General features: G+C 42.9%; 13 protein-coding genes. 1 reads left to right on the top strand and 12 read right to left on the bottom strand.

The window, feature by feature from the left end; translation table 11 throughout:
* Positions 1-298: 298 nt before the first annotated feature.
* The 8 genes from ACXHJ2_RS06020 to ACXHJ2_RS05985 all read right to left on the bottom strand — a co-directional run bounded on the left by ACXHJ2_RS06020 (position 299) and on the right by ACXHJ2_RS05985 (position 11,014).
* Positions 299-1,681: a lanthionine synthetase C family protein gene (locus ACXHJ2_RS06020; RefSeq protein WP_165082017.1), complete on the bottom strand. Its 1,383-nt coding sequence runs from the start codon at positions 1,679-1,681 to the stop codon at positions 299-301.
* Complete coding sequence (locus ACXHJ2_RS06015) at positions 1,678-3,555, bottom strand: ABC transporter ATP-binding protein (protein ID WP_165082015.1); 1,878 nt, start codon at positions 3,553-3,555, stop codon at positions 1,678-1,680. The genes ACXHJ2_RS06020 and ACXHJ2_RS06015 overlap by 4 nt, the downstream gene beginning before the upstream one ends.
* Entirely contained in the window at positions 3,552-6,746 is a 3,195-nt protein-coding gene (locus ACXHJ2_RS06010; RefSeq protein WP_165082013.1) for a lantibiotic dehydratase, read from the bottom strand. The genes ACXHJ2_RS06015 and ACXHJ2_RS06010 overlap by 4 nt, the downstream gene beginning before the upstream one ends.
* 156 nt (positions 6,747-6,902) lie before the next feature.
* Complete coding sequence (locus tag ACXHJ2_RS06005; RefSeq protein WP_165082011.1) at positions 6,903-7,079, bottom strand: FDLD family class I lanthipeptide; 177 nt, start codon at positions 7,077-7,079, stop codon at positions 6,903-6,905.
* A gap of 525 nt (positions 7,080-7,604) precedes the next feature.
* Entirely contained in the window at positions 7,605-8,195 is a 591-nt protein-coding gene (locus ACXHJ2_RS06000; RefSeq protein ID WP_165082009.1) for a restriction endonuclease, read from the bottom strand.
* A 169-nt stretch (positions 8,196-8,364) separates the two neighbouring features.
* A complete protein-coding gene (gene aspA, locus ACXHJ2_RS05995) occupies positions 8,365-9,774 on the bottom strand; it encodes an aspartate ammonia-lyase (protein ID WP_165082007.1) in 1,410 nt (469 codons plus the stop codon).
* 198 nt (positions 9,775-9,972) lie between these two features.
* Complete coding sequence (locus tag ACXHJ2_RS05990) at positions 9,973-10,503, bottom strand: GNAT family N-acetyltransferase (protein ID WP_025675978.1); 531 nt, start codon at positions 10,501-10,503, stop codon at positions 9,973-9,975.
* A 109-nt stretch (positions 10,504-10,612) separates the two neighbouring features.
* Entirely contained in the window at positions 10,613-11,014 is a 402-nt protein-coding gene (locus ACXHJ2_RS05985; RefSeq protein WP_165082005.1) for a VOC family protein, read from the bottom strand.
* 451 nt (positions 11,015-11,465) lie between these two features.
* On the opposite strand from ACXHJ2_RS05985, the gene ACXHJ2_RS05980 reads away from it, so the two are divergent.
* Complete coding sequence (locus ACXHJ2_RS05980) at positions 11,466-12,629, top strand: aminotransferase A (protein WP_165082003.1); 1,164 nt, start codon at positions 11,466-11,468, stop codon at positions 12,627-12,629.
* Positions 12,630-13,137: 508 nt separating this feature from the next.
* Here the strand turns inward: ACXHJ2_RS05980 and ACXHJ2_RS05975 are convergent.
* Genes ACXHJ2_RS05975 through ACXHJ2_RS05960 form a run of 4 tightly spaced genes read right to left on the bottom strand, consistent with a single transcriptional unit; the run spans position 13,138 to position 16,930 of the window.
* Positions 13,138-14,211 (bottom strand): ABC transporter substrate-binding protein, encoded by a 1,074-nt coding sequence (locus ACXHJ2_RS05975; RefSeq protein WP_165082001.1) that lies wholly within the window; start codon positions 14,209-14,211, stop codon positions 13,138-13,140.
* Positions 14,208-15,029 carry an ABC transporter permease gene (locus ACXHJ2_RS05970; RefSeq protein WP_013372269.1) on the bottom strand — a complete coding sequence of 274 codons (822 nt, stop codon included), beginning with the start codon at positions 15,027-15,029 and terminating at the stop codon, positions 14,208-14,210. The genes ACXHJ2_RS05975 and ACXHJ2_RS05970 overlap by 4 nt, the downstream gene beginning before the upstream one ends.
* The gene (locus tag ACXHJ2_RS05965) at positions 15,019-15,831 is read right to left on the bottom strand and encodes an ABC transporter permease (protein ID WP_013372270.1); all 813 of its coding nucleotides are present in this window, start codon (positions 15,829-15,831) and stop codon (positions 15,019-15,021) included. The genes ACXHJ2_RS05970 and ACXHJ2_RS05965 overlap by 11 nt, the downstream gene beginning before the upstream one ends.
* The gene (locus ACXHJ2_RS05960) at positions 15,821-16,930 is read right to left on the bottom strand and encodes an ABC transporter ATP-binding protein (protein WP_142613900.1); all 1,110 of its coding nucleotides are present in this window, start codon (positions 16,928-16,930) and stop codon (positions 15,821-15,823) included. The genes ACXHJ2_RS05965 and ACXHJ2_RS05960 overlap by 11 nt, the downstream gene beginning before the upstream one ends.
* Positions 16,931-17,004 lie beyond the last annotated feature (74 nt).

Here is a 17,004-nt window from a genome sequence, read left to right as displayed (position 1 = left end):
GCCCACATGCACTTAGCAATAATGCAAAGATTATAACCATGGGAATCCACCTAAAAGTTAATAATACGACTTGCTTTTTTTCATGACTTATCACTTCATCCTAATTTGGAAATTTCCAACATATTTATATCGGTTATTAGAAGCATATTTTTTATAAGAGTTTCTCTATAAACTTGTTGTAACAAGTAAAAACAATTTAGGGAAAGAGATTGCGAGCATAATTTTCTTCTGAATCACTTTTACTATGCATAAAACAAAAAACTGACACGGTTTTGTGCCAGTTTATCTAACAATTAGGTTAACGAATCATTAGTACAGCATCCCATTCTGGACTTCTATCACTAATCAATGAGGCGAGGACAAGAGCAATACCTGCAGTCCCCGTTAAAAATCCCGCTTCATCTATGTTTTTATAATCTCCATTCAGAAAATTCACATCGTAATAACCAAATATAGAGTTTGGATCAAACATATCTAATACTCGCTCCACAAGCAGATCACGCAGTGCTCCTAGCCTTTCGTTGCCTGTATCGGAGTACATCCGTTGAAGCAGATGAAGCAAGCCACCAAGACCGTGACATACTGTAGCGGAAGCCATCCCACCATTTTGATCTATTCGATTTTCGATGTCCAGATAAGCTTTCAATCCCAAGGATATCCATTCATCATTTTGTAAAGCCTTACCGGCCAACCAAATTGAACGCGCAATTCCTGGAGCACCATAGCACCAAGAATCCCTTTGATATTGAGTGTTTCCAACGGACAATTCAGATTGTTCCCATTCTTCAAAAGATACCTTACCAGGCCATATCGTCCCTACCTGGCTTTCAATCTGCCATTTAGTGAGCCATTCTGCCAACGTGGGAATTTCCTTGTTTACTTCTTTCGAGGTAACCCCCTGTAAGACAGATATACTCATTAATGCTAGCGGTCCTGCTATACCATGGGATAAGCTTAGATTAAAGTTACCTTTAGGATATTGCCTCTTCTCGTCCTGTAAAAACTGATGCTCTGCGCAAATATGCCAAAAGGGAATACGTTGTCCCTCCCAATTTTTATCTCCACAAAAAAGTTGAAAGCACCCAACAATTTGCCCCCATAGCTCTTTCATTTTGGGCCGTTCGTAAAAAAAAAGAATAATACGGCCGATTCCTGTAAAACCCATAATTGTATCATAATCACTCATTTTCAGGTGCCCTGAATGCCATTGTTCCATATATAATGGTATTCTTTCAGCCGCTAATTCTTCAAACCATGAGGCCACTTGATTCAACATAGACTGGTATCGTGTTCCACCCCGTGATAAAGCCCGAATACCTATTAGCACACCTGCTAATCCGCTATATAGGGATAGATCATACATCCCCATTTCTTCCATAAGCTTTTGAAGCTTTTCTAAATACATATGTCCAGTCTGATCCCATCCATCCTCTGGGTATAATAAATCCAACTGAGCCAGTAATAAACAAATTCCTGGATAACCATTACTTAAAATCCCATCATTCCATCTTTCTATTTCAAATCCGTCCACTTCTAATGTAGGTATACTTTTAGAACGTAAACAAACCTCTTCCGGATTCCTATACCGTTCTCCGATGGAATCCAATACCTTGACCACTCGTTCTCTTATTTCACCTGACAAGGGACGCCATGAACTAAATGGCAATTGAGCAGATGTCATGACTGAAAGACACCTCCCATGTTCGTCACAGCATCAGCGGCAAATGAACTGGCTTGTACCTGATACATTTCTAAATAGACACCACCTAATCTTACAAGGTACTCATGGGTTCCCTGCTCTATGATTTGTCCATCCTCCATAACAACAATGTGATGAGCAAGCCTTGCCGAGGAAATACGATGTGTAATAAAGATTCCAATTCTATCCTTCATTAAATCCAAAAACAGTTCTAGCAAATCACGTTCGGCTACAGGATCTAAAAAAGAGCTTGGCTCATCCAAGATATACACATCCGCCTTCCTAACAAAAGCACGCGCTATCGCCAGCCGCTGCCATTGACCTCCTGAAAGCTGGTGCCCCTCCTCAAACCATTTACCAAGTTGAGTATTCAGGCCATGTGGTAGCTTTTGGATCACGTCATCCATAGCAGCATACCTTGCGGCATCCATCAATGTCCCATCCTCCTCAAGTTGTCCCAAATCGCCAAAGCCTATATTATGGCGAGCAGACATTTCATACTGCATAAAATCCTGAAACACTACTCCTATTTTTCGTTGAATGTCCGCTAGTTCATAGTTCTTAATATTACAACCATTTACACTAATTGTTCCGCTGTAATCTGCATACAATTGCATCAAAATTTTCATTAAAGTCGTCTTACCTGATCCGTTTTTACCTACAATTGCAACTGTCTCACCTTTGGACAATGACAACCTAACCTTGTTTAATGCATATCTGGACTGTCCTGGATATTTGAAAGAGACCCCTTCAAATGCAATTTGTTCAATATGGAAATCCTGCCCGACTCCCGAAGGTTGCATGTAACTCAGATCTTTTTGATGATATACAGGATCTGAGGTGGGTAGTTTTAAAAACAAAAACAATTGTTCAATATAAAGATTATTTTGCGAAAATTGTGAAATACCACGCATCATCATCTGAATTTGGCTTTGCGTTAACATTATGGCTTGAATATACCCGTATAAGCTACCAATCATTATATTAGTAAGCAAAGTTTCCTTCATTGCCATCCATACAAACCATAACATTACTCCGAGCTCAAGCAAGTTATACATCAAAGTGAAGCGGGTGAGCCTACCTAACATTCGACGATCGACCTTAAAAAAACTTTCCAGTAAGTTGGAGTAACGTTCCAATAGATATGGACCTAATTGAAAAATTTTCACTTCTTTTACCGCACGATCATTCGTTAATAAATAAGTCATATACCAAGATTGTCGATACTGTGGAGTCCGATCCATGTATATTTGAAACTGTTCACGATTAATTTTAAATAAAGAATATAAAGATAACACTGATACAATTAGTAGAATAAGAACAACCCACCACTTCCATAAAATCAGCCAAATTGCAGAGGATATCATAGTAATAAGACTTGATACAATCCCCGCCATTTGAGTGTAAAGTTGATACGGACGATAAGAAGCCTCTTGAGAGGCACGTTTCAACTGGTCATTAATAGTCGCATTTTCATAATCCCCTAATCCCAATCGAGTTGATTTTTCACAAATCATAATGTTCAATGATTTGGAAAGAACAGCTTCCAGGTTTCCTTCCACATAATCCTGTGCGGCATTTACTATATTTTTCACAACATAAACCAATACAAACCAACCAAACGGTATGATTACTAAACCAGCGCCTTGTTGCAAAGCAATTGAAACTTTATTTAGTACATTTTGCATAACAGCCAGGGTGAAAATCGGTGTGACCCCTTGAATAAAATAGAACATAATACTGAGAATGAGATAACGTTTATTAGTACTAAAAATTAACCGAAGCAGCTTAAGACCACTCTTCACTGATTTCCAAGCGGAGTGCAATCCATTATTTCCATTACCCATATTTTTCATGTTACTTTCCTATGATAGTGAACGAGGCTATTCATTGCGTGACGAGCCATGATCATGATTTTCCGTTCTCTATATCGATCAATTCCAAGTAAGCGATTCAAATGCATATGAATGATACTGAATAAAATATCCTCTTTCGTATTCATTAAAGAACTCTGCTTTTCTTGTTCTAAAATTTTTTGTTGATAACAATAAGCTGTTGTTTCCCTGATCTTAAATAAATCTAGAATATCATTAATTTGATTCTGAGATTGACCTTGGCCCTGTGCAAATGTTTTATCCAAGAAATCCAAATAAAGCCTACGTTCTTTGCGAAATTCGCCTAGGAACTCCCTTATGTCATATTTTTGATTAAGAACGTCGTAACTTTCTGCTTCGCTAAAACCTAATTGATGCAACAAATAGATTACACTCCACACAGCTACAAAATCTAAATCTAATTTATTTTGTTGAAAACGATTCAAACGAATAAGTCTAGCGGCAACCTCGCTATCATCGGCGAACATAGACTCCGCTAACCCCATTAATTCTGGTCCTCCATAACGCTCAATTTCCGGTTCATAGGTATCGATAACAAATCTGGTCATCAATCCTTCTTGTATCCACACTTTTGTCCAATCATGAAACATGGTAAAAAAGTCAGCAACTACTCTCTCACTAGATATTTTGAATCTAACACGAATATGGGATTCTGGATCTGCATAACGAATATAATATCCATACTCAACTATACCCGACTCCTTTGCTTGCCGAGTACACTCATCCCAATATAAACCAATAAACTCATTTTGCCTGCTTTCCACTCCGTATAGCTTCGCATAGAACCATAAACTACCCGGAAAATGTACTCGTTGAGCAAAATTTACTGGCTGTGTAGAATGGGCTAGTTCCACATCTTCTGAAGTTGTCGCGACCTCCTGAAGAGTATCCAAAGCAACGACTGGCCGTCGAACTAGAGGAAATACGAATTCCGCTGTCAGTCTACCTTCACTACAATGAATAGGTAATTCTTCGAATCCACCAGTGTGTTCAATGAGAACAATCGAGTTACCGGATTTTAATTCTCTATATAGTTCTTCGATGTGTAAGGGATGCTCCAAATCTAACAAAATGCGATGATCGGATTGAATCAAGTAGACATACCGAGGTACCTTCCATTCTAAGCAGAATTGGTGCACCGCTTTTTTCAGGGCTTCCATACTCAGTGGTTTGTTTTTGTCCTGGCGAAACCCCATTCTCCATGTTGCCGGAGTAAAAATGATATTTTTGTACCGCAAACGAGGAGTAAACGGAGCCTGCGCAATAATTCCCCAGTTCATTGTGCTCCATTGTCCGAATCCTGCTAGACCGACCTCAATCAAGAATCGGTATACATTAGGAGCTTGATGATAATTGAGCATATGTCCGATTGTCGGTATGACTTCCCGATTGTGTTTGCGAGATTTTAAGTAGAAGTGATCATCACGCAGCCCCACAACTAAATCTGATACTTGAATTTGCCGATCGTCCGGTAGAGCCTGACTGGTGCCGATTGCAATCTCATAGTCTCGAAAATTTTCAATAAGAATAACATTCGTTGTTCTTCCAGAGCAAGGTAAATAGGATACCTCAGCCCAAATTTTATCAGGGTACAGACTTTGCTCTTCCTGATGAATAGCTTGGAATTCCTCTTTAAACGGTGTACCCAACAAATCCATAAAACGTCCAAACGTTTTTCCCGCACCATTCGACCCAGGGTTTGGTCCGAGCAGTAATGTGTAGTCTCCTCGATTAAGCGCTTGCTGGTCGCGGGTATTCAATAAGAAGTATAGTTCCATAGAAGGCAATGTCGGACGGGTAATGGAATCCTCAGTATGTGTAAGCTGCCCAATCATTTCATCCGTAAGATTCAGTTCATAATTGCCTTTATGTATGGAGGATACAAACCATTGAAAAAGAAGCTGTTCCCGATTGGCTTGCGTTGTGGCGCTTTTTTCCGTTTTTAAAGACCTGCGCCGACTCTGAGGTTGATGGTAGGTCGCAGGCGCGCCCAAACCCATTTCTTCATCTAATAGTTCCAGCAATGGCACCTCTCTACCATATCCATACTTTTCTGAAAACTCATCAGCGTATTCCTTGAGATGAGGATCGGTTTGGGGAGTGAGCTGGGACAATAATTCGGCCACCCGTTCAACATCCTTACGAATATATTCATTCAGAATAATGGAATGGTCCTTCAGTGATAAATCGACCTGCAAAGTGGACATTTCAATGTCCGAAACTTCACTCATCTTTTGCCGGAGCAACTTTAGGTGCTTCTCACCTTCCCCGATAGGAAGTTCATTGTACAATTGGATATCCTGATGAATACTTTGCAGCAGCAACTTTAGATCGTCCATTCCGTTTAACGGATCGATAATATTCAAAATATGAATAAAAGGATCTGACTTTATGGTCGAGGGCCGTAGCTCAGAAATAAGAAACTCTTGTTCAAAAAGTTGCCGAATATAGGGATCAACCCTTCCTTCGTCCGCCTCTGAAAAACGTTCCATAACAAGCTTAACCAATGTTGAATATACTACCGGATGAGCGCAGGCCTCCATAATATAATCAAAAACAGCGGATGCCTTCACCGATACGCTATCGTTTTCCCCTTTTATTAATTTTCCATATCTAGTTGTATAAGGAATTTTCGCCCGGTTTCCTTGCCGATAGATTAAAGGGTTGCTATGGAGACGAAGCTGGCATAATACTTCCGGAATATTTTCTATCTTTTCAATAATTTTCAATACCCATTCCATATCAGGTCTCGCCCGTTTGCGATGAGCCTGCGTATTCTTGAGATACAATTGAGAAGACTCACCAAAGTGTCCCACAGAAACGCCTGAAAATAAACCAAATGGCGTCGGACGGGTCATCATTCTTAGTACATATCGCATGAATCCTTTAAGTACCTGCTCTTGCTTGCGCGGATCGTCCACATCTTGTAAACGAAATAAGGATTCGTGTAGACTCGGACTGGAAACGGCAATGGCTTCCTTGATTACAGGGTCGTTAGACAATTCAATTATACGTCTCACGGTGTAGGCTTTCAGATCTTCCAGACTCCCCCATTCCTCAGGGAAACATGATGTATAATCGTCAAATGACAGGACAGGCGTTCGCAGTAAAAAGAAATCAAATGCTTTGTAAACATATCGCTGATGATTCATTAATTCCTCGCCTCCCCGGACTATCTTGTGCATATGCAATCTCTAAGAATAATTTACCTTACAATAGAAGAGAAAAGGGACTTGAAGGCCCCTTTTCTCTTCCATTTTCCTGTTCCAAAGTTAAACAAATACTCCGAATTATACACATCAAAAATCTTAGCAGCACCAAGTTTCAAAGTTTGTTACACATAATTTGTTGGTATGACAATTGGATGTGCGCTCGCCCTGGCACGCAGCAGCGGAACATGCTGCTATGCTATTCCAAGCTTGTGGTTCTATAGATCCCTTAGACTTATTCACTTGTACATCCAAATCAAAAGCATCGTTTGCCATTTTGTTTTCCTCCTCTCATTCAACTTGTTTTCATAGATGTGATGATTATCACTAATGATTTCTTTATGCTATCTCTTCGAAGTTAATTTATATGAACAATATCCCAACTGATCGTCATCTGTTGGAATATTCTCATATACATCTTTACTTTTATTATTGTTTAGGCTATCAGCTGCTAGTTACTTACGTAAAATCCATAACCTAAACTTCTGTAAAATTTGTATATAATTTATATACAAACAAAAATATATAACTCTATGCTCAAGGAATGGAAAGTTAATTTTACACATTATTATATTTTTTGAATATATAAAGAACAAAATACATTTATATCAATTTTTATTTTTGTAAATATAGCTTAAAACTTTCTAGTTTCAAGCACATTACTTGATTACCTCTCCTATCTTTATTGTCCACACCGTTCAAACACAATTATTTATATGTATCTAGCCATATAGTTAAGAGTATTTCAGAAAGGGGACAGGAACACCTGTCCCTAATACCCGTTTCACTCCTCATATACTTCTATTTGGTTTTACTCCATTTGGAAACGACCACCTCTACCCTACTTTCTATACGTTCCATGACCTCCTCACGACGTTTGGCTTTGAACAGGTCAATCATATCCACCAAATCATTGCGGTCCAATAATTTAACCCCGTTGACAGCAGCAAGTGTTTTACAGGATTCCGTGTAACGTCCGGAGGTGATGACAACAGACTTATCGGCCGCATAATAACGCATGGAAGTATAAATTTCCTGTACAGCCCCCAAGCCGACCGGATGTTGTACAGCATAACGCTTGGCCTGAATTACGACTCTGGCGCCTTCACGGTCTGTAAATACCAGATCTGCTCCAAAATCGCGGCTGCTGGTTGTTTTATAAATGTCCTTATAGCCAAGTGCGGATAATAGCCGCTGCAAATAAAGCTCAAATTCCGAGCCATCCTCCATACGATCTATATCCTGAATTCCAATTTTACGCGGGTCCAGATCACGCAATATCCGGTTCCGACGACCACGTATCATCCCCCTGATGGTGAGCACAAGCAGTAATAGTAATACAATAAGTCCTATTCCTAATTCCTTATATGCCGATAATTGCTCCAGCAGCATTTCTCTTCCCCTTTTCTACAGCAGGTATGCAAGCGGTATTTTCCTTAGTAGGGTTACCGTTACCACTCCTATCACATTGACACAGTTTTACACAAAAGCAACCCCGCCGAATTCGACGGGGCTGCCTTCATTTTATCTCAAAGTTGCCTACATTCTAAACTCCGCAATATTATTCACGATTCAGCAAAGATTCTCCTGCAATACCAGGCTGAGTCATCTGGTACGGGTCCAATATAATGTCTAATTCTTCCTCAGTCAGTACATTATACAGCAGACACAATTCACGTACCGATTTGCCAGTCGTAATTGCTTCGCGGGCAATGCGTGATACTACCTCATATCCGAGGTGCGGATTGAGCGCTGTAATAATACCTACGCTGTTCTCTACATATTCACGGCACCGCTCCACATTTGCTTCAATTCCTTCCACACAATGAACACGGAAAACGTGGAAGCCCTGCTTCATAATTTCCAGCGATTGCAGCAAATTATAGACAAGTACAGGCTCCATCACGTTCAGCTCCAGTTGGCCCGCCTCCGAAGCCAAGCAGATTGTATGATCATTACCAATGACCTGAAAAGCAATTTGGTTAATGACCTCACACATGACTGGATTTACCTTGCCCGGCATAATGGATGATCCTGGCTGACGAGCAGGCAGACTCAATTCTCCCAGACCAGCACGAGGTCCAGAAGCCATCAAGCGGATGTCATTAGCCACCTTGGACATATTCATCATACAAATCTTTAAGGCAGCAGACACTTCAGTATAGGCATCCGTATTTTGTGTGGCATCTACGAGATGTTCATCTGCTTCCACAGGAAAGCCACTGACCTCAGCCAGTACCTCAGCGACACGCTGAATATAGTGGCGGTCTGCGTTCAAGCCAGTACCCACCGCTGTTGCACCCATATTAATCGTTAGCAGGTGCTCCTTGGTCGCACGGACGCGTCCGATATCACGGCCCAGTACACGCGCATAAGCCTGAAACTCCTGCCCTAATCGGATCGGTACTGCATCCTGCAAGTGGGTTCTACCCATTTTGATCACACTATCAAACTCGTTGGCCTTGCGAGAAAATGCTTCCTGAAGCTCACTCATGGTGACTAACAGCTTATCAATCATACTTAATACAGCCAAATGTACGGCCGTAGGAAAAGCATCGTTTGTCGATTGCGCCATATTAACGTGATTATTAGGACTGATTTCCTGATAGTCTCCTCGCTGCTTGCCGATCAGCTCCAGCGCGCGGTTCGCAATCACTTCATTTGTATTCATATTAATGGACGTGCCTGCGCCGCCCTGAATCGGATCGACGATAAAATGATCATGCAACTGTCCTTGAATAATCTCGTCAGCAGCCTGAATAATGGCCTCTGCTTTGGAGCGATGTAGACGGGTTAGTTCCATGTTTACCGTCGCTGCTCCCTTTTTTACAATCGCCATGGCTTTAATCAACTCAGGATGCAATCGTTGGCCTGTAATTGGAAAATTTTCTTTTGCTCTTAGAGTTTGTACACCGTAATAAGCATCTGACGGCACTTCCTTGGTTCCTAAAAAATCATGCTCCAGCCTCATATTCTTTGATTCCTCCGCTGTGTTTGCTACGTTCTTCAATTCGGTACAGTCAAATGACAAAAAAGACCTTTTCTGATCTCCTCTTCATTATACGTTCCAATTCCCGTGCTTTACCAGTCGAATAAACGCGGAAAAAGGTTATGTAATCCTATGACAAGTTATGATTACCCGTAAATACCACGGTTATTCGGCAAATGCTCAGCAATGACTGGAATACGGATTTAAAGGCTTATAATAATATCGAGTGGCGTGCAGCTGACCATCGGCTGATTGAGCGTAGTTCGGAATAACACCAGCTTCCACAAACCCGATCGACTCGTATAATCTATTAGAAGGATCTCCCACCCGCGTATCCAGTACCAGTAGAGTTCTATTCTGACGCACTGCCTCTTCTTCAGCTGCCTTCATTAACTGTCGTGCGATCCCAAGCCTGCGTCCAGACGGATGCACCATAAGCTTTGCAATTTCCGCACGATGTGTAGCGTTTGCTTTTTGGGCTAACTGAAGCTGAACCGTCCCAACAGGTACTCCGTCCTTCTCGGCAATCCACAGTACTACACCGTCCTCAAGCACACTGTTCCAATAAGCTGCTGCCTCCTGATACCCTAGGGGTGGTAAGAAACCTATAGATGCACCATCAGCAACCACGTCAATCAACAGCCTGCTTAGTGAATCTGACAATGTTTCGCTGAGCACTTGAACAGGGTATATTCTCACTTCGTTAGACATTGTAATTCCTCCTGATGAGTTCGATAACATGCAAGAAAGAAAGTAAACTATCTTTTTAGGACAGATTACTTACCATCATACTTCGTTTACTTAATTACCCTTACTTCTATTACTGCTCTTCCATATAAAAGAACTCCCACAGATGACCATCCAAATCCTGAAAGCTCCATCCATACATAAAACCATGATCTTGAGGCTCATTTGAGGGTTTGCCTCCTGCTTCAAAAGCTTTGCGGACGATCTCGTCTACCTTTTCTCGGCTCTCCACCGAAAGAGCAACAATCGCTTCTGTGCTTTTCGTGGCATCTGAAATTTCCTTTGTAGTGAATGCTTTAAAACGTTCTTCAACCAATAGCATGACAAAAATATGCTCACTAACAACCATGCAGGTTGCATGTTCATCCGTGAACTGAGCGTTGAATTCAAATCCGATGGTAGTGAAAAAATCAATGGAGTGTTGCAGGTTTTTAACTGGTAAATTCACAAAGATTTGTTTAGCTGTTACTCCCATGACGCTTCACCTCTTCCTTTTACTTTAGCATACGACTTCTCCACAAAAGATAACTTAACTATCTCACAAAGTCAATCAATCTGACATTTACATAGTTCTATGGTCGATAAGTCAATTGGCTTGCTTGCCTACGCTCTTTCCGTGTGTTTTTCACCGAACTACCAATGCTTACCTTATCTCCTAGCTTTACACCATGACTAGGCTAGTACATCAAAATGGCTTCAGATGTTTTTTCATCCTGATCCACTCGATCATCCAACTCTTGAATATAGAAGCTCCCCTCTCTTCTTTTTTTCTATGATTACGCTTACAAACATATCCTATATTTAAGATACCACAAATTAGCCAATTTAGTACCTTAAATATGTAAAATGAATTCTTCTTGCCGTAGCATAATCAGATCATATTATTGTAAACTTGTTCTAATACAGAAAAAGGTGGCACACACGCTATGGAGCATTTGCTTAACGACCAGGTCAAAAATATTCAAATCAGCGGCATCCGCAAAATCGCCAATAAAGTTGCCGCATTACCCGGAACTCTGTCATTAACGATTGGGCAGCCGGATTTCCCTACCCCTGCGCATATTATGGAAGCTGCCCATCGGGCGATTGATGAAGGCCGAACCACTTATACACCTAATCCGGGACTGCCGGAATTACGAGAAGCTGCAGCAGCGTTTGTAGCCCGCAAATACGGCCTGAATTACCGTGGACAAGATGAGGTTATCGTGACGAACGGAGCCAGTGAAGCGCTGGATATTACCCTGCGCACAATTTTGTCACCCGGAGACGAAGTTGTTCTACCTGTGCCGATTTACCCAGGATATGAGCCATTGATCCGTTTGTCAGGTGGCATTCCAGTGTTGGCTGACACCCGCAACAGCGGATTCAAGCTAACGGCAGAGGTACTGGAGCCTTATCTGACTGAGCGGACAAAAGCAGTCATTCTCGGCTATCCTTCGAATCCAACCGGACGGGTGATGAGTCACCAAGAACTGGAAGCAGTCGCCGATTTACTTAAGGAACGCGATCTGTTTATCATTTCAGATGAAATATACAGCGAACTTATTTACGATACACCGCACGTATCTATTGCAACTCTTCCAGGTATGCGGGAGCGTACCATCGTCATTAACGGTCTCTCCAAATCACATTCCATGACAGGATGGCGCATTGGTTTTACACTTGCCCCCGCCGAGATTACACAGCACATGGTCAAAGTACATCAGTACAACGTGACCTGTGCTAGCTCAATTAGCCAATATGCAGCACTGGAAGCCCTGACCGTTGGGGTGGATGATGCACTTCCGATGCGCGAAGAGTACCGCAAACGCCGTGACTATGTACACGGAAGACTGACAGATATGGGGATTCCGCTGGAGAAGCCTGAAGGAGCCTTCTATCTTTTCCCTTCCATCGCCCATTTTGGATTAAGCTCAATGGACTTCACCTTGAAGCTGCTGGAAGAGCAAGGAGTAGCCGTCGTGCCGGGAGATGCTTTTTCTTCCTATGGCGAAGGTTATATTCGCTTATCTTACGCTTACGGACAGGATATACTGGAGCAAGGGTTGGATAAAATAGAGAGGTTTGTTAGGGGAATTGTGAGGAGTTAAGGTGGGAGAGGCGCTACGCAGTCCATTTGATCTTCCGATCGCTGTTGCTGGGGGATTCTTTAATTGTATAAACGCTTATAGGTATGAATCCCACAGCAAAGGCGAACGCTGCCGCTTCTACAGATTCAAATGGCCCGCTTCGCTTCACTGTCCGCCTTAAAGTCCCACAATTATCTAACGTGTGTGGAGTGGTAGGGTTAAAAACATTACTCACCCCCTCACGCGGTGAGTACACAAAACAGGCCCTTGAATCACCTACACGGGTGGTTCAAGGGCCTGTTTGCTCTCACTACTCCCTCACCGTCGGCGTGGGATTCATGGGTACGTTGCTTTAAGCACGGCACAGCGAAGGGGGCGGAATGGTGCTGGACAAGCGAAGCGGTCGCCTTTAAATTCCGATTTTCACCTTTATGCGTAACATAAAAATCGGAATTTAACAGCGATGGTAAGCACCATCCGCCTCCGCAGCGGCCTTTAAAGCACCACCCCGTATCCACACGCCACTCTCCTACTTTAAATGCATTTTGAATTGCAGGAACAATTCGTTATAATGAGCGAGCATTCGCTTGCCTAGGTTATCGTATACTTCAAGCTTATCTGTAATTTCAGATGGAGGATAGAACCGCTCATCGCCAGAAATATCTTCAGGCAGCAATTTCTTTGCATCCTTGTTTGGTGTGGAATAACCCACAAATTCAGCATTTTGAGCGGCTACATCGGGCTGCATCATAAAATTGATAAATTTATGAGCCGCATCCACATGGGTAGCCGTTTTTGGAATAACTATATTATCAAACCACAGGTTGGACCCTTCATCTGGCACGACGTAATCCAGCTTATCGTTCTGATCCATAATTTCGGACGCATCACCGGACCATACAACTCCGGCAGCAGCTTCCTCATTGGCCAGCAGCATTTTAATCTCGTCGCCAACCACAGCCTTGACATTAGGTGCTAGCTTCTCTAGCTTCGTCAAAGCTTGCTGCAAATGCGTCTGGTTTGTATCATTCAAGGAATAGTGGAGACTGTTCAGCGACATGCCCATAATCTCCCTAGCTCCATCAACCAGCAACAGGTTATTACGCAGCTTCGGGTCCCATAGGCCATCCCAGCTATGAAAATCAATGCCTTTGGTCAGCTCCGGGTTAAACACAATCCCGACTGTCCCCCAAAAATACGGAACCGAATATTGATTATTTGGATCAAACGAAAGGTTTAGATAATGAGAATCTACATGCTTCAAATTCGGTAGCTTGCTATGGTCCAACGGGAGCAACAAGTGCTCCTGCTTCATTTTAGCCAAAGCGTATTCCGAGGGAACCGCTACATCAAACGAAGTTCCTCCCTGCTCGATTTTCGTCAGCATCGCCTCATTGGAATCAAATGTCTGATAAATGACGGTAATCCCCGTCTCCTTCTGAAACCGTTCCAGCAGCTCAGGATCAATGTAGTCTCCCCAGTTGTACACCGTCAGTGTGTTACCACCGGAGTAGCCTTGACTAGAGTTCAACCAGGCTGCCACGCCCATCAGACCAAACGAGATGATGAAAATGGACAGAAACACGCGCACAAGCGACTTCATCTAGGCACCCCCATTTCCGCCGCAGGCTCTTTTTTACCATTACGATTCGCCTTGCGCATAATAAAGTAATAGCCCACCACCAGCAGCACAGTAAACAGGAATATGAGCGTGGACAGTGCATTGATGGACAAGGAAACCCCTTGACGGGCCCGTGAGTATATTTCCACCGATAAGGTCGAATAGCCACTGCCTGTCACAAAAAAGGTCACCGCAAAATCATCCAGCGAGTACGTTAACGCCATAAAAAAGCCTGCATAAATTCCTGGCTTGATAAAGGGCAAAATCACCTTGGTCAGCACATCCAGCCGGCTGGCACCCAAATCACGCGCAGCGTCCACCAGGGATGGGCTCATTTCCTGAAGCCGCGGCAAAATCATAATGACCGCAATCGGCACACTAAACGCAATATGGGATAACAAAACAGAGTAAAAACCCAGCTTAATGCCAACCATCGTGAACAAAATGAGGAAGGAAGCGCCAATAATGACGTCCGGGTTCACGATCAGTACATTGTTGAGCGACAACAACGTATTTTTGACTCGACGGTTCTGCATCTGATGGATAGCCAGCGCACCCATGATACCAATAATCGTAGCCAACGCAGACGACAGCAAAGCGATTACTAAGGTGTTAATAACAATAATGATCAAGCGGGTGTCTGCAAACACCTCTTTGTAATATTGAAGTGTAAAGCCTTCAAACTCGTGCATAGTCCCGCCGCTGTTGAAGGAATAGTACATCAAATACAAGATAGGCGCATACAACACGAGAAAAACAATCACCAAATATATATTCCCGAATCGGTTTTTATTTACCATGCCGCACCCTCCGTTTCGTTCGCGAGGTGAGCAGCATAATGATCGCCATCGCCAAAATCAGGAACACAGCCACTGTTGAGCCCATACCCCAGTCCTGAGTAACTAGAAAATGCTGCTCTATCGCCGTCCCCAGCGTAATCACACGGTTACCTGCAATCAGACGGGTAATCATAAACAGCGACAACGCTGGAATAAACACAGCCATACAACCAGACCGCACACCCGAAAGTGTTAACGGAAAAATAACCCTGCGAAATGCGGTCCATTTGGAGGCCCCCAAATCACGGGCTGCATCCAGCAGTGAAGGATTCAAACCTTCCAACGCATTATAGATGGGCAAAATCATAAAAGGCACAAAAATATAAACAGATACAAACACAAAGCTGGAGCTGGTAAACAATATTTGCTGACCGCCCAACCCAACCATGCCTAATACCGCATTTACCGGACCATAAGTCCCGAAAATCCCGATAAAAGCATACGTTTTGAGCAACAGGTTAATCCAGGTCGGCAAAATAATGAGCAACAGCCACAGTTGCTTATGCTTGGTGCGAGTAAGCAAATATGCCGCCGGATACGCCACGAGCAGTGAAAATACAGTGATGAGAAATGCATACCAAAACGAGCTAAGCGTCATGCTTAAATAAACAGGTGTCAGGAACTGAGCGTAGTTGCTGAATGTGAGATGACCATCCACATCAAACAGTGAATAGTAAAATACAAGTACAACTGGAGCTGCCACGAACAGCACAATCCATAAATAGTAAGGCAGCAGGTACGCTGCTCTAGTATTACCGGACATGCTGTTCTACCTCTTCATAGGCTTCCAGACGCCGATCAAATTCTTCTTCTGTCTCCCCAAACCGCATGACATGAATGGCTTCCGGGTCAAATTTCAGACCAATTTCACTGCCCAGCTCCGCCTTTTTGGTAGAATGCACCAGCCATTCCTGTCCTGAATCATCATAGCAGCTTATTTCATAGTGAACTCCACGGAACAATTGGGTATCCACCTTAACACGCAGCTTGCCTTCAGCAACACTAGTAATCTCCAAGTCCTCGGGACGGATCACAATTTCAATCGGTTCGTTCGGACGCAATCCTCCGTCGACACATTCAAACTGTCGACCGTTGAATTCCACTTGATAATCCGCAATCATACGTCCAGGAACAATATTTGATTCGCCGATAAAATCAGCCACAAACCGATTAATCGGCTCATCATAGATATCATTTGGCGTACCGCTTTGCTCGATCTTGCCTTTGTTCATGACAAAAATTTCGTCTGACATGGCCAGCGCTTCCTCCTGATCATGCGTAACGAATATAAAAGTGATTCCAAGACGCTGCTGCATCTCACGCAAAATATACTGCATCTCTGTCCGCAGCTTTAAATCCAGTGCCGACAATGGTTCATCCAGCAAGAGAACATCAGGCTCATTGACGATAGCCCGTGCAATAGCTACACGCTGACGCTGTCCCCCGGACATTTCAGAAATTTCCCGTTCGCCGTAGCCTTCCAGATTGACAAAGGACAACGCCTGTGTCACCTTCTCCTGAATGTCCTTTTTGTTCATCTTTTTAATCCGCAGACCAAAAGCGACATTTTCAAACACATTCAGATGTGGAAATAGCGCATAATCCTGAAAAACCGTATTGACCTGCCGCTCGTTGGCTGGAACACGATTAATGAGTTTTCCATTCAAATAAATAGAGCCCTCTGTCGGCTCTGCAAAACCTGCAATCATACGCAGAATCGTCGTTTTACCACAGCCGGAAGGACCCAGCAGTGTATAGAATTTGCCACGCTCAATCTCAAAGCTGACATCCGCCAGCACTGGGGGATCGTTGTCATATTGTTTGGTCACCCGTTCAAATCGGATGATGGTTTGCTCTCCCATAACACCCTCCTTCAAAAAATTCGACTTCATTCCATTACATTCTCTACATTAAACATAATTATTCAGGCTGTATC

The organism is Paenibacillus sp. ALE3, assembly GCF_054113405.1.
The sequence above is the reverse complement of the archived record's forward strand: the minus strand, read 5'-3'. Positions and strand labels throughout refer to the sequence as shown.

Excerpts from the sequence above, each read along its gene's own strand:
- ACXHJ2_RS06015 (WP_165082015.1), bottom strand. The coding sequence starts at position 3,555 with ATGAAAAATATGGGTAATGGAAATAATGGATTGCACTCCGCTTGGAAA.
- ACXHJ2_RS06005 (WP_165082011.1), bottom strand. The coding sequence starts at position 7,079 with ATGGCAAACGATGCTTTTGATTTGGATGTACAAGTGAATAAGTCTAAG.
- ACXHJ2_RS06000 (WP_165082009.1), bottom strand. The coding sequence starts at position 8,195 with ATGCTGCTGGAGCAATTATCGGCATATAAGGAATTAGGAATAGGACTT.
- ACXHJ2_RS06010 (WP_165082013.1), bottom strand. The coding sequence starts at position 6,746 with ATGAATCATCAGCGATATGTTTACAAAGCATTTGATTTCTTTTTACTG.
- ACXHJ2_RS05960 (WP_142613900.1), bottom strand. The coding sequence starts at position 16,930 with ATGGGAGAGCAAACCATCATCCGATTTGAACGGGTGACCAAACAATAT.
- ACXHJ2_RS06020 (WP_165082017.1), bottom strand. The coding sequence starts at position 1,681 with ATGACATCTGCTCAATTGCCATTTAGTTCATGGCGTCCCTTGTCAGGT.
- ACXHJ2_RS05980 (WP_165082003.1), top strand. The coding sequence starts at position 11,466 with ATGGAGCATTTGCTTAACGACCAGGTCAAAAATATTCAAATCAGCGGC.
- ACXHJ2_RS05985 (WP_165082005.1), bottom strand. The coding sequence starts at position 11,014 with ATGGGAGTAACAGCTAAACAAATCTTTGTGAATTTACCAGTTAAAAAC.
- ACXHJ2_RS05975 (WP_165082001.1), bottom strand. The coding sequence starts at position 14,211 with ATGAAGTCGCTTGTGCGCGTGTTTCTGTCCATTTTCATCATCTCGTTT.
- ACXHJ2_RS05970 (WP_013372269.1), bottom strand. The coding sequence starts at position 15,029 with ATGGTAAATAAAAACCGATTCGGGAATATATATTTGGTGATTGTTTTT.
- aspA (WP_165082007.1), bottom strand. The coding sequence starts at position 9,774 with ATGAGGCTGGAGCATGATTTTTTAGGAACCAAGGAAGTGCCGTCAGAT.
- ACXHJ2_RS05990 (WP_025675978.1), bottom strand. The coding sequence starts at position 10,503 with ATGTCTAACGAAGTGAGAATATACCCTGTTCAAGTGCTCAGCGAAACA.
- ACXHJ2_RS05965 (WP_013372270.1), bottom strand. The coding sequence starts at position 15,831 with ATGTCCGGTAATACTAGAGCAGCGTACCTGCTGCCTTACTATTTATGG.